This is a genomic window from Burkholderia sp. APQ4-4ca (assembly GCF_057837105.1).
In genome coordinates, this window is the sequence record NZ_JBYQCG010000082.1 from 1 (window position 1) to 13,633 (window position 13,633).

At 63.2% G+C, this 13,633-nt stretch carries 10 protein-coding genes; 7 read left to right on the top strand and 3 right to left on the bottom strand.

The window, feature by feature from the left end; genetic code table 11:
• Window positions 1-669: 669 nt before the first annotated feature.
• Window positions 670-1,365 carry a ParA family protein gene (locus AC3IFE_RS10230; protein WP_069619693.1) on the top strand — a complete coding sequence of 232 codons (696 nt, stop codon included), beginning with the start codon at window positions 670-672 and terminating at the stop codon, window positions 1,363-1,365.
• Window positions 1,358-2,389, top strand: a complete 1,032-nt coding sequence (locus AC3IFE_RS10235) for a ParB/RepB/Spo0J family partition protein (RefSeq protein WP_489190435.1) — start codon at window positions 1,358-1,360, stop codon at window positions 2,387-2,389. Before AC3IFE_RS10230 ends, AC3IFE_RS10235 begins: the two co-directional genes overlap by 8 nt.
• A 95-nt stretch (window positions 2,390-2,484) precedes the next feature.
• Here the strand turns inward: AC3IFE_RS10235 and AC3IFE_RS10240 are convergent, their stop codons facing one another.
• A complete protein-coding gene (locus AC3IFE_RS10240) occupies window positions 2,485-3,801 on the bottom strand; it encodes a replication initiation protein (protein ID WP_489190436.1) in 1,317 nt (438 codons plus the stop codon).
• 2,339 nt (window positions 3,802-6,140) lie between these two features.
• On the opposite strand from AC3IFE_RS10240, the gene AC3IFE_RS10245 reads away from it, so the two are divergent.
• Window positions 6,141-6,449, top strand: a complete 309-nt coding sequence (locus AC3IFE_RS10245) for a hypothetical protein (RefSeq protein ID WP_089471656.1) — start codon at window positions 6,141-6,143, stop codon at window positions 6,447-6,449.
• A gap of 152 nt (window positions 6,450-6,601) precedes the next feature.
• Here AC3IFE_RS10245 and gcvA read toward each other — a convergent pair whose 3' ends face one another.
• The gene (gene gcvA, locus AC3IFE_RS10250; protein ID WP_089471657.1) at window positions 6,602-7,507 is read right to left on the bottom strand and encodes a transcriptional regulator GcvA; all 906 of its coding nucleotides are present in this window, start codon (window positions 7,505-7,507) and stop codon (window positions 6,602-6,604) included.
• 140 nt (window positions 7,508-7,647) lie between these two features.
• Between gcvA and AC3IFE_RS10255 the strand changes: the two genes are divergently transcribed.
• Window positions 7,648-8,946 carry an adenylosuccinate synthase gene (locus AC3IFE_RS10255; RefSeq protein ID WP_489190437.1) on the top strand — a complete coding sequence of 433 codons (1,299 nt, stop codon included), beginning with the start codon at window positions 7,648-7,650 and terminating at the stop codon, window positions 8,944-8,946.
• A gap of 299 nt (window positions 8,947-9,245) precedes the next feature.
• Window positions 9,246-10,196, top strand: a complete 951-nt coding sequence (locus AC3IFE_RS10260) for a LysR family transcriptional regulator (protein ID WP_301737214.1) — start codon at window positions 9,246-9,248, stop codon at window positions 10,194-10,196.
• Between the two features lie 170 nt (window positions 10,197-10,366).
• Here AC3IFE_RS10260 and AC3IFE_RS10265 read toward each other — a convergent pair whose 3' ends face one another.
• A complete protein-coding gene (locus tag AC3IFE_RS10265) occupies window positions 10,367-11,221 on the bottom strand; it encodes an AraC family transcriptional regulator (protein ID WP_301737215.1) in 855 nt (284 codons plus the stop codon).
• A 719-nt stretch (window positions 11,222-11,940) separates the two neighbouring features.
• Between AC3IFE_RS10265 and AC3IFE_RS10270 the strand changes: the two genes are divergently transcribed.
• Together AC3IFE_RS10270 and AC3IFE_RS10275 are read left to right on the top strand one after the other, a co-directional pair.
• Entirely contained in the window at window positions 11,941-12,822 is an 882-nt protein-coding gene (locus AC3IFE_RS10270) for a LysR family transcriptional regulator (protein ID WP_489190438.1), read from the top strand.
• Window positions 12,823-13,047: 225 nt separating this feature from the next.
• The coding region (locus AC3IFE_RS10275) for an efflux RND transporter periplasmic adaptor subunit (protein WP_489190439.1) at window positions 13,048-13,633 on the top strand (586 nt) is incomplete at its 3' end.

Here is a 13,633-nt window from a genome sequence, read left to right on the forward strand (position 1 = left end):
CTGTTGTCACGTGACAACTCCCTAGCGATTCACCGACGAGCCGGGGAACGGGAAGCTACGGGCGATGTTTTTACGCCCAGCGGTATGCCGCCTACACCACGAGTGCGCATCAACTATGACCATCGCTTGATGATCGCTAAATCCCCCTAGGTGGCGCGCGCCGGAATCCATTTGTCACGTGACAACTCGCTCGCTGCCGGAAAGGCGTACATGGCCACGCGCCGCATGCATTGGTAATTGAAGCGAAGAGATTTTTGCGGAAATACGAGACGCACCGTATCGAAGATTTCCCCACGGACGTATGCCCCAGAGAAATCGAGGGATTCAGCGACTTGTCACGTGACAACCATCTGTTTCCCCCGCGACCAATTCCATCACCGACATGAACTCGTAGCAAATTTCCAATCAGATCGACGCCCGACGAAACGCCCACTCTCTGCACAACGGCTTATAGACAGTAAAGACGGCGAGATTCCTGCGCATTTCGTTCTTTTGCGATCGGCATCGATATTTTTTATTGAATCGATATTTGCGAACACCGCCTGGCCATTCGGCCGATTTGTCACGTAACAACCACAACGGTCAATAAAACATGGACGGTATTGAATACTTACCTGGACATTCCACGAATAACTGCATATATTACGCAAAACTCCTTGGAGGAATTCAATGGCTTTCAAGATCGCCGTCAGTAATCAAAAAGGTGGTACTGGAAAGACAACCATCTCCGTCAACATCGCAGCGGCCTTCGAAGCCGGCGGCAACAAGGTCGCACTGATCGATGCCGATCCTCAAGGCACCTCCGTCCGGTGGGTCACGAGTGGCGAGAACACGCTTCCGATGACAGTCCTGTCTCTGGCGCCTGCCGGTCGCGGCATCGGCGGTGAGATCAAGAAGCAGGACGCGAACTACGACGTGATCGTCGTCGACTGCCCCGGCAACCTGGAAGACCCGCGTATTGCCTCCGTCCTCGAAGTGGCGGACTTCTGCCTGGTGCCGCTTTCGCCGTCGCCAGCCGATCTGTACAGCACGGTCGCGATGATCCGCATGATCGAGTCGATGCGAGCCGTTCGAAATCCTCAACTTTCTTCCGCATTAATGCTGAATAGCGTTAATGGAAAAACTAAAATGCGTGAAGAAATTTTAAAAATTTTACGGGCTGAAGAAATAGGGGAGCATCTGCTCGACAGCCAGATCGCGCAACGCGAGGTCTATCGTCAGACGTTCGCGCTCGGCACCACGATCCATCACCACAATCGATACCTGAAGGGCCTGAAGGAAGCCCGCGCGGAAATCGAAAAGCTGGTCACGGAAATGGCCCAATACATCGCGTCGACGCGCGCTACCGGAGCCGCCCATGGCTAAGGACACCTCGAAAGACAAGAAACCGACCGGCAACCTGCATCTGGCAGCCGGCCTGTTGCGCGGCCTCGCACAGGAAAACGCGGCGCTCGAAACGCGGCTGCCCGAGCCGGCGGTCGCACCGACTGCCGCCGTCGAAGCGGCACCCGCCAGCGCACCGATCGCAACCGCGCCCGCCGGTACGCCCGATCTGGGCGCGCCGCAGAAGGTGCTGGTCAAGGACTGCATCCCGAACCCGTTCAACCCGCGCGTGTTCTACTCGGAGTCGAGCCTGCACGAGCTCGCACTGACGTTGAAACGGGAAGGGCAGATCGAGCCGATCAAGGTCACGCGGCTTCCCGAATTCCCCGGCAAGCTCGTCGTGATCGATGGCCAACGCCGGCTGCGTGCGACGAGCATCAACGGCGACGAGACGATCAATGCGACGTTCCGCACGGATCACACGCCCGAGCAGCTCTATACGATCGCGTATCGGGCGAACCACGATCACGAACGCCAGACGATCTTCGACGATGCGGTTGCGTGGAAACGTCTCCTCGACGAGAAAGTCTTTGCCGACCAGAACACGCTGGCGGAGAAAATCGGCAAGGACAAGGCATCGATCAGCAAGACGCTGTCGCTGAACGCGCTGCCGAACACGCTGCTGGAGCGGATGGCGAGTGCGAACGACGTGGTCGGTCTGCAGGCCGCGTACTTCCTCAAGCTGATCTTCGAACGTCTGGGCGAGCCGACGGCCGACCGGCTGCTGACGGCCGTGATCGATCGGAAAAAATCCGTCCGCGATCTCGAGAACTTTCTGCGTACGCAGAGCGACGGCGCCAGGAAGGCCGGCCGCACGCGCTATAGCGTCCGTCATGACTTCGCGCTCGAATCGCGCGCGATCGGCCAGTTGAAGACTTATCCGGACGGACGTCTGGATCTGCAGCTCAAGGGCGTCGACGCATCCCACCAGGAAGCGCTTGCCGACAAGCTCAAGACCGTCATCGACGCATACGTCGCCGATCTGGCGGCGGCCACGCCAAAGTAACGCGCCACCGCAAAAACGCCTCGCCTTCGCGCTGCGTCGCGAAGCCGGACCGCAACACGGTCCGGCGCACGGCGCGTGCGACGGCGAGGCCGCGTTCAGTTGCCTGCGAGACTGCTTTTGAGCAGGAATTCGAGCAGGTCGTCCGAAGTCGGCTCGCCCCACGTATCCAGCGCCAGCCATCGGAAGAAGCTGGTCTGCGCGAGCTTGCTCGCCTTCCTCTTCGGTGACAGCGTCAGGTCCTTCGAACCCGCCACCGTCTCGTTGTAACGCTCGATCAGCTTGGTCTGGTCGTCGATCTCCAGTTCGCGGAAATACGCGCCGGCTTCCTCGACCTTCGCCGCCAGATACTTGTCGCGAATCTGTTCCTGCTTGCTCTGCGCGGATTCCTTCGCCGGTGCGGCCGCTTCGGTTCCCTGGCCGTCGGCCAGCGTGTAACCGTGCGTCAGCGCCTTGCGGAAGTACGCGGCGACGTTGTCGACCGGCGCCGCATTTTTCTTCGTGGTCCGATTGAGCGTATAGGCGATCGCCGCCTTGATGCGCTGTACGCCGTATTGCGTGATCAGCCGGCGCGCCTCCGAACGCGGAATGCCGAACTTCGCGACCTCCTCGACCAGCGCTTCGTTCTTGACGTCACCGTCTTCGACCGTATCGGTGCTCTGCTTGCGCGTCACCTTGAACTGCACGGCTTCCACGCTGCGGCCGGACTTGTGTTCGATCAGCTCGAGCGTGTGGTCCGATACTTCGTTCACCTCCTGAATGCACGGCACCAGGACCTTGCTCTTGAACAGCTTGTATTCCTTGTAGGACTGCGATGCCTTGTCCTGACCGAGAATGAGGTCACGGAATTTCGGCAGCGGAATCTTCGCGGTGATGCCGATCCCTTCGTAGCGCACCGTGTTTTCCCACAGCGCGAGCGAGTGCGATCGCCGGAACTCGCGAGCGATCCGCATATCGATCAGCGCGTAGATTTCGGGATTGAGCAATTCGCTGCGAATCTGGTCGGAGAAGCTGTACTTCAGCACCGATTGCTCGAGTTCCGCGCCGGCGAGCAGACCCGACGCTTTCCAGACCGTCGAACGGTCCGCGGCCAGGTAGTCCCAGTTGACGACGGTACTGATCAACGAGTTGACCGTATCCTTCACGTACTTGGTGTTGTTGCTGTTGAGCCCGCTCTCGTGCGACAGCGATGCGATCGAGATCGAAAAGCTCGTCCGGCCCGGTTCGAACGCCTCCTGCCGAAGCGCATTCTTGATCAGCGAGCTGAACATCTTGCGCTGCTGCAGACCGATCTTTCCCGACTTCGGCGCGATATGAATCGCCTGAACCGCCTTGCGCAGCAAGTCGGGCGGCTCGGGTGTCTGAAACAGCGAAACCTGTTTGTCTGAGCCTTTGCTTGCTGGCTTGCGCGGCATCGTGGTGTCCGGGTAAGGTTGCCTTATTGAGAGCGGACTTTATACCTTTTCGCGCGACGGAGCAACGCCCTTGCTCCAGCATCACTTTCACTATCTGATCCAACTATCAGAGAAATAAGGAAAAATTCGCGTTTGGCGACTTATTCAGAGCCCCATATCCGTCTACCTTTTGATCAAAATACATCCCAGAAGCTGCTACCTTTCTTGGACCGGCAGGGCAACCCGGCACAAGATTTGCCGCGCGAAGGTAGCCATCCATGGGGGCAAACGAGCGGAATCGAGATCGCGGGGAAGATTCGTGGTGCCTCGCAACACGGCCGCCGTTTTCTCCCATAACTTGCTACCTTCGTCGATTCCCATAGGCGGGTACCTGTCCGCATGGTCGACAGCGTCGCTCTCCGGCTTGAAGGTGTAAATCGCCCCCATAAACGGCAACCATTCGTTTTCCCCATAGAAGGTAACCTGTCCGTGGCATCGGCCCTGTCTATGGGAAATCTTCACGGAGCCTTCGAGCGAATGGCAGCAAATTGGTCAAGACCGGCTCCCACAAATAGGTACCTTCCAGATCCCCCATAACTGGCTACCCAAGGAAAATCGCTGTGCATGTTCCGGACAATCAACCAGGAAAAGCACCCCATAAAAGGCGACCTTCATGTGTTCCCATAGACGACTACCCACCGCGATTTACGGTCGTTTTCCCATAAGCGGATACGTTCGCCCCATATCCACAACCCTGTTTCCCCACAACACGGTACCCCAACTCCCAAATCCACAGACCTGAAGCCCCAAACCCTTCCACCTGTGCTCCCATAAATGGGTACCGAACACCCCTCAAAGCCTTACCAGACAAGGCTGTGAGCCGTCTAAAAGTAGTTAAAGAAGTAAACGTGGTTTACCAAAGATGTAAACACACGTGTGCTTGCACAGAAAGACGAACCCCATAAACCGCTACCCATGGGAGTCGTCTGTGGGACATCCCACCGTCAAGATTCCTCGATACAGGCCTAGTTGGCCTTGTTTGACATACCGTCTCTAGAAGGCTCTAGGTCTGACAAGGCCTCCCGAAGAGGTGAGTGCCCACTCACAAATGATGAAACGTAGAAACTTATGGGAGGAAATTCCCGGATTCGACGGAGAGGTTCCCGTTTATGGGACCCCAAACCGCGCCTCGTGACACCCTCTGAACCTGTGACTGACGAACCGGGCGAATCCAGTCGCATCCTCCACAGCAGTTCGAAATCATCCTGGACTGCCCGCGAATGGTTTTTTGTACTCGCGCGGCCTCGTCTCCGGACAAAGTTTTGTCGATTGCCTGTGATGCCGCTCGCCAAATTTAGCCTGTGGACTGTGCCCGAAGGAATCCGATCCCGGCTGTTTTCCATCCCGCATCCCGTCCGTTTTTCTACCTTTGGAACACCACCAGCGAAGTCATGCTCTGTCCGTGGGCATCGTTACGGGCCAACGTGAAGATGTCGTGCGTGCCGAAACTCACCGCAATCGAATTCCTCGATGCTCCCGAACATGCTCACCTTCCGAAGGACCGGATTCCCGTAAAGCTCACCGACCGGGCCGGGGCACAGGTATAAGCAAGCTGTGTGGATCTCAACCGTCGTCCACATAAGGAACCATCGATGGGAGCAAACAAGAAACGACCGGCATCCCAGTGTGACGCCTGAGGGTCGGCAAGCCGGTTGCACTGACGGACAGGCCTCCTGGCGATGGACATATCCACCGACGAGCGCAGCACGCTCATGAGCGGCTTCAGCGCATTCGTACAGCCACTCGGGCCGATGTCTTCACCGCTCGCGCAGCCCCGCCTTTTTCGTCAGACCTGCGGGTCGACAACCCGCTTTGTCTCCACACAGAGGCAACCTTCCGCACCACAGTGCGGCAAGCGGTACCGAATGGATCACCGCACGCCACGACGACGCCACGTAATCGGCTTGACCGTCGAAGAAACGAATCGTGGTCGTTTATGGGAGAAACCGTCGCCCGAGCGGCATCGAACGATGACGTTGCGCACTGATCGACTGCTGCTGCGGTGATCGTGAAAGCACGACGATCCTCACGTCGCGCATGAGCGTATCGATATCACCACCAGTGAAACGCCCATCGGCGCGTCGCACCGCATCGAGTACAGCGGTTGCCGTCATCGAGCGCACCGACCGCGTCGTCTCCCATACGTGTATCCCGAATTCCGTCAGCACGTTGACGCCATAATTTTTGCGACACGGTTATGATGCTCAGGTCCTGACTGCGACATGACGACCAGTCAGGGCAGGGGCGGTATCTCGATGGTTTTTCAAACCGTGATAGTCATCAAAAAAGAGAGTTCAGCGATGCGAATCCAGATCAGAAAACTCACGCTGGCTGCTACCGCAGCCGCTTTCCTGTTTGGCTCGGCGGCGCCGGCGTTTGCGCAGGAAACCGCCAGCGCGCCGGCCGCACAGGACGCCAAGGCCGCGAAGAGCGAAGCGCGCAAGGCAGCCAGGGCCAAACGCAAAGCCGAACACAAGGCTGCGCGTGCGAAGAACACCGCCGAGTTGAAGAAACTCGAAGACGCCGGTTACAAGCCGGCGGCCAATGATCCGAACTATCCGCAAAACCTGCAGAACGCGGAGAAGAAGGCCGGCGCTGCAAGCCAGTAAGCGTCGTCCGGCGGCAAGCCACGGTTCGTCCACGGCTTGCCGCATGCGTCGCGGTCGCGCGATGCACGAAGGCAAACTCATTCCCCACGTTTTTCCAATTCGATTTGGAATCCTGCATGTCGTGAAGATGTACGACACCCAGGCAGGGACAGTCAGCGCCGCCCGCCCGACGCCGTCGCGCTGCCCGTTGCCTTCAGCCAGTTCTTGAACGCGCGTACGGCATCGTCGTCCGCGCGCGCGGACGCCACATACGTAAAGTAGCGCCACGGCGGCAGTGCCGGTTCGCTGAACGGCTGCACGAGGCGGCCTTCCGCGATGTCGTCGGCCACGAGCGCGATCGGCCCCATCGCGACGCCGAGCCCGTCAAGCGCGCCTTGCAGCGTCAGGTAGAAATGCTCGAGCGTGAGCGAATGCCGCGGTACGAGATTCGGCTGCCCGGCCGCCGCCAGCCACTCCGGCCACATGCCCGGATAGGTTGCCGCGTGCAGCAGTGTGAAGCCGGCGAGATCGGCAGGCGTGTCGAGTGACCGGCCCTCCAGCAACTTCGGCGCACACACCGGCAGCCGGACTTCGGACAGGAATTCCTCCGCGACGTACCCGTCGATGGCCTGTGGGCCGCCGCGAACGATCAGGTCGACCTTGTCGCGCAGCTTATCGATCGGCTCGTTCGACGTCGACAGCCGCACCTCGATGGCCGGATGCGCGACCTGGAACGACGACAGTTTCGGGACGAGCCAGCGCAACGAAAACGTCGCGGGCGCGCTGACGCGCAGCACGCGCTGCTGCGCGTGGCCGAAATGCTGCGCGGTGGCAAGCGCGATCCGGTCGAACGAAGCACCGACCTCGGCGAGGTAGGCGCGGCCCGCGGCGGTCAGTTCGACGCGCCGGTTGTGGCGCTCGAACAGCGGCCGCCCGAGCCACGCTTCCAGTTGCTGCACGTGCCGGCTGATCGCGCCGTGCGTCACGCACAGCTCGTCGGCGGCCAGCGTGAAGCTGCCGAGCCGCGCGGCGGCTTCGAACGCGCGCAGCGAATTCAACGGAGGGAGTCGTCGGGCCATTGCATCGTTTCGCGTGACATTTACTCACACGACGGTTCAGGTTTAATCGTTTGATCGGATGATCATGCTCCGCCAATATGGCACACAAACGGCCAACCGGGCCGAACGAGTGTCTGAATTTCTCACATGGAGTACGGAGCATGTCGAACGTGGTGGTCGTGGGCGCCCAATGGGGCGACGAAGGCAAGGGGCGCGTCGTGGACTGGCTGGCGGCGCAGGCCGATCTCGTCGCACGCTACAACGGCGGTCACAACGCGGGCCACACGCTGGTCGTCGGCGGCCACACGTACAAGCTGGCTCTGCTGCCGAGCGGCATCGTGCGCGGCAAGCGCGGCGTGATCGGCAACGGCGTGGCGCTCGATCCCGAAGCGCTGCTCGCGGAAATCGGGCGGATGGCCGCGCTCGGGCTGTCGGTAACGCCGGCGAACCTGTCGATCGCCGAGAACGCGACGCTGGTGCTGCCGATTCACCGTGCGATCGATGAGGCGCAGGAGCGTTTGCGTCGCGAACCCATCGGCACCACGCTGCGCGGGATCGGGCCGGCCTACGAGGACAAGGTCGGGCGTCGCGGGCTGCGTGTCGGCGATCTCGCGGAGCCGGGCGGGCTCGCGGCCAAGCTCGACGTGCTCGTCGACCATCACAACGCGTGGTTCCGAGGCCTCGGGCTCGACGAATACGATCGCGACGCGATGCTGGCGACACTCGTCGCGCTTGCACCGAAGATCCTGCCGTTCCTGCGTCCGGTCTGGGCCGATCTCAACGACGCGACCGATCGCGGCGAACGTATTGTGTTCGAGGGCTCTCAGGCCGTGATGCTGGACATCGACTGGGGCACCTATCCGTTCGTCACGTCGTCGGGCACCGTGGCATCGGCCGCGGCGGCCGGCACCGGGCTCGGTGCAACGAAGCTCGGCCACGTGCTGGGTGTGACGAAGGCGTATGCGACGCGGGTCGGCGGCGGACCGTTCCTCACCGAGCTGATCGACGCGACCGGCGAAATGCTGCGTGCGCGCGGACAGGAGTTCGGCGTCAACACGGGGCGGCCGCGACGCTGCGGATGGCTCGATGCCGCGCAACTGCGTCAGGCGGTCAGAATCTCGGGCATCGATTCGCTGGCGCTTACCAAGCTCGACGTGTTCGATGGTTTCGAGTCGATCGGGCTGTGCGTCGGTTACGAATTCGACGGCGCGCGCGTCGACCATTTGCCCGCGAGCCTCGATGCGCAGTCGCGCGCGAAGCCGGTTTACGAACGGTTCGAAGGCTGGCAAGGCTCGGTGAAGGGCGTGCGCGAGCGCGCGGCGCTACCGCGGGCCGCGCAGGACTTCATCGCGCGTATCGAAGCCGTGGCGGGCGCGCCGGTTTCGATGATCACGACCGGCGCGGAGCGCGACGACACGATCGTGTTGCGCAATCCGTTCGACGTGGCGGCCGCCGCGTAATGCGCGAGATGCGCAGCGCGTCGATCGAAAGCGAGATCATGGTCGGCGGGTAGTTTTGCCGACTGCCGCGGTTGGCCCGTGGGCACCTTCGATACGCAGGCCCGCCCGGCCCGGATGCGGCGCGGCGAGCGGCTCCGCGGCACGATTCGGCAGCACGGATCGTGCCGTATACGGCGAACTGGACACGCCTGCAACGCTGCTGTACTGTTCCGCACAATTCGCGCCAGACCGGCGTGTGCCGGTGCTGCCGGCCCCCGGCCGCACGGCGGCGCGACGTCACAATCCCCGGGGGCAGGTCGATGGACACGTTACAGATGATGCGCATTTTCGTCCGGGTCGCGGAAGAGGGCAGCTTCACGAGCGCGGCCCAGCGTCTGGACATCACGACGGCCTATGCGTCGCGTTCGGTTTCGCAACTCGAAACGCATCTGCGCACGCGCCTGCTCAACCGCAGCACGCGCCGCATCGCGCTGACCGATGCCGGGCAACGGTATCTCGACCGCTGCCAGCGCATCCTCGGCTATATCGACGAAGCGGAAGCCGAGGCGGCCGATGCACAGGCGAAACCGTCCGGACGGCTGCACGTTCACGCGACGACGAGTTTCGGCCAGTCCTACGTGATGCCCGCGGTCGTGCGTTACCGCGAACGCTATCCGTCGGTCGCGGTCGAGCTGACGCTGTCGCAGCACGTGCCCGACATCATCGACGAAGGCTACGACGTGTCGCTGCAGTTGAGCACGACGGAGCTGCCCGATTCCGGGCTGGTGTCGCAGCGGCTCGGCGACGTGGGCAGCGTGCTGTGCGCGTCGCCGGACTATCTGAAGGCGCGCGGCACGCCACGCACGGTGAGCGATCTCGCCGGGCATGCGTGCCTGCGGCTCGTCACGCCGCTGTTTCCGCGCGACCGCTGGCATCTCGACGGCCCGAACGGCCGCGAAACGGTCGAATTGCCGACGCCGGATTTCCAGGTGAATATCGCCGATGCGCTCGGCACCGCGCTGCGCGCGGGGCTCGGGATCGGCTCGCTGCCGATGTCGGCTGCGCTGCCCGCGCTCGCGAGCGGCGCGCTGGTGCGCGTGCTGCCCGATTACCGGTTGCAGAAGCTGACGGCCTATACGTTATATGCGTCGCGTCAGTATCTCGATGCGAAGATCCGCACGTTCGTCGATTTCCTGCGGGAATGCGTGCCGGAGATGCTGGCCGCCGACGAGGCTGCGTTGAACGCTTGCTGCGTGTCCCGTCATTCCTGATTCACGCATGATCGATGCGTGAGTGCCGAGCCCTGTCTTCCGGTTCAATTTAAATTAATTCGCAGTAATGAGTTGAAGGCAGGCGACGAATGCATGGGCGCGGAGCGGTCCGGACAGCGATGCCCGGCCATCGGCACGTCCTTACGAAAGCGTTTTCATGCGATACCCGTTCATGGTGCGACGCGCGACAGCGGCACCGCTTCGCCGCGCAGCCTCGCGACGTCGCGGCCCGGCGCATCGCCGAACAGCCGTGCATATTCGCGGCTGAATTGCGACGCGCTTACATAGCCGACACTGCGGCACGCCTGCCGCGCATCCATCGCCGACAGGCACATCAGGCGGCGCGCCTCCTGGAGCCGCAGCACCTTCTGGCATTGCAACGGACTCATCGACGTGACCGCACGGAAGTGATGGTGGAAGGTCGACGGGCTCATCTCCACCTGGCGCGCGAGCGCGTCGACCGCCATCGGATCGAGATAGTGGTCGCGAATCCAGGCGACGGCGCGCGAGATACGCTGGGTCGTCGAATCGGCGTCGCCGATCTGCGCGACGCGCGCACCCGACGGGCCGCGCAGCAGCCGGATGAGGATTTCGTCGACGATCAGCGGTGCGAGCAGGTCGAGGTCGTCCGGTTGTGCGATCAGTTGCATCAGCCGCGCGACGGCGTCGACGATTTCGGGCGTCGTATCGAGCGTGTCGAGTGCGCGGGAGTCGACGGCTTTCGGCAGCCCGCGCGGAAAGACGACGGGCGTGAGCGCCGCGATGCGGTGCGGATCGAGTTCGAGCTGCGCGTAAAGGAACGGCTCGGCCGGGTTCGCTCGCGTCACGCGTCCGGTCACGGGAAGGTCGGCCGTGGCGACCAGCATCCGCGATTCGTCGATCGTGTAGGTATCCTCGCCCACCCGCATCGACTTCGCGCCTTGCCCGACGATGCTCAGGCACGCGTGGTGCACGCCGTGGCTCCACTGCGGCGGCGGCGCGGACGCGCGCGCGACGCGCATGCCGCGCAGCGGAAGGTCGAACATGCCGTCGTGCGGCGCGTACGCAGCGATCAGCGCCGCGAGCCGGGCAGCCGGCGATCGGGCCGCCGATCGAGCATCATGATCCGGTGGGTGGCGCGGTTGCGGCGGCGTTCGGGCGTCGATTTCCATGTTGCGTGAGCGGTTGGCGGAGTGGGCGATGCAATGCGCGCGCTGCGGTTCGCTGCCGGCGCGCAGGCACGGCGGTCACATCGTACGGCCAGTTGCGTGCGCGGGATTGCCTAAACCTGTCCGAAATTAGCCCGATCATCCGGACCTGCATGGTCGGCGGCCGCGTCGCCTGTCGTCGCATGGTGTGCGGCGCACAAATTCGGAAATTAAGGCAAAACAATCGCAGGATCGGGCAAGCCATTTGCCGGCGGTTTCCCTACCATTGCACCTGCTGAAGGAAATGCGATTCGGCGTGCCCGGATGATGCGGGCAACCCCGCCCGCGTGACGCGCGGCCGCCGCCGGCCTTGCCGCGTGCGTTGCCGCCGCGAATCGCCGGGAAAGACTCAGGACTGCTATTGAACGATCGTGCATCGGGCTTACCGAGGCCGGTTTGCGTCCGTTGCAAGGCGCCTTGCGCGTTGCGAACGTCCCGACCGACCCGGCTGAGCCGGTGTCGGGGCCGCCGCATTGGTCAGGCCGATGCGGGCCGGCTGTGACGCGGCGTCGGGTGCAGGTAGACGGGCAGTCGTCCGCGCAGGGAAATCCGGACAAATGGACCAACTTCAATCGATTCGGGCATTCGTGACGGTGGCAAGGGAAGGCGGGTTTCGCCGGGCGGCGACGCGGCTGCGCGTGTCGACGGCGATGGCGAGCCGGCTGGTCGATGCGCTCGAAACGCGCCTCGGTGCGCGCCTGCTTCAACGCAGCACGAGCCACCAGTCGCTGACGGAAATCGGCGAGCTGTATCTCGCGCGCGTCGAGCGGATTCTCGGTGCGATCGACGAGATCGACGGCCGTTTCGTCGCGATGGGCAGCAAGCCGGAAGGCGTATTGCGCGTGGCCGCGCCGGTCGCGTTCGGGCTCAGCCAACTGAGCGCGCTGCTCGATCGTTTCGTGCACCGGTTTCCAGACGTGCGGCCGACCGTGACGCTGACCGATGCCCACGTCGACCTGACTAGCGAGGACATCGACGTCGCGTTCCTGACCGACGGCATGCCGGTGTCCGGCGCGCACGCGTTGCATACGCTGGCCGCCTACGAATCCGTGCGCGTCGCGGCGCCGGCTTACGTCGCCGCGCACGGCGGCGCGGCTGCGTCCGGCGATTGGCCGGACATCGCGACCGTGCGGCTGGAGTTGCGTGCGGCCGACGATGACCCCGCGGCCGGGATTCGATCCGGCGCGGCGGCCGGCAATACGGGCGTCGGCCATCTCGAGATGGCGCGGCGGCTGGCCGTGGCCGGCATGGGTGCGGCGGTGCTGCCCGCGTATCTCGTCGATGCCGATCTGGCGGCCGGCACGCTGGTGCGCGTGGCCCCGCTCAATCCGCTCGCGCCGGTCACGCTGAAACTCGCGCATGCACGTGCCGCACGTCTGCCGGCCGCCGCGCGTGCGTTCATCGAATTCGTCGGCGCCGCATTCCGGCCCGCGCGCTAGCAGTCTGGCCGAACCCGCGGCAACGCGCGCCCGCCAGGGCCGCGGGCTCGCCGTTCTTTTTTCGGAAGCAGTTCGGCGAACGAACGCTCCGCAGGGTGCAACGCACATCCGCAACACGTGTCCGCATCCGCGGCGAACTGGAAGCTGCAGGTTCGCCGCGCGTCAGGACCATGAGGAGATCTGGTGATTCCCATTGAAGGTCGTCTAATTGTGAGAGGTCGCTCCATGCGCGTCGAACGGGTTCCATACCGCTTAATCACTGTCGCAACGGCTGCCGTTTTCCTGGCCGCGTGCGGGAAAAAAGAATCGGCGCCGCCGCCGCAAACGCCGGAAGTCGGCGTCGTCACCGTCCAGCCGCAAGCCGTACCGGTCTTCACCGACCTGCCGGGCCGCACCAGTGCATTCCTCGTCGCGCAAGTGCGCGCACGGGTCGACGGCATCGTGCTGCGCCGTGAATTCACCGAAGGCACCGACGTGAAGGCCGGTCAGCGCCTCTACAAGATCGATCCGGCGCCGTACGTCGCGGCGCTGAACAGCGCGAAGGCGACGCTCGCGAAGGCGCAGGCGAACCTCGTCACGCAGAACGCGCTGGTCGCGCGCTACAAGGTGCTGGTCGCCGCGAACGCGGTCAGCAAGCAGGACTACGACAACGCGGTCGCCACGCAAGGGCAGGCCGCGGCGGACGTCGCGGCCGGCAAGGCGGCGGTCGATACCGCGCAGATCAACCTCGGCTATACGGACGTCGTGTCGCCGATCAGCGGGCGCGTCGGCATCTCGCAGGTGACGCCGGGCGCGTACGTGCAGGCGAGCC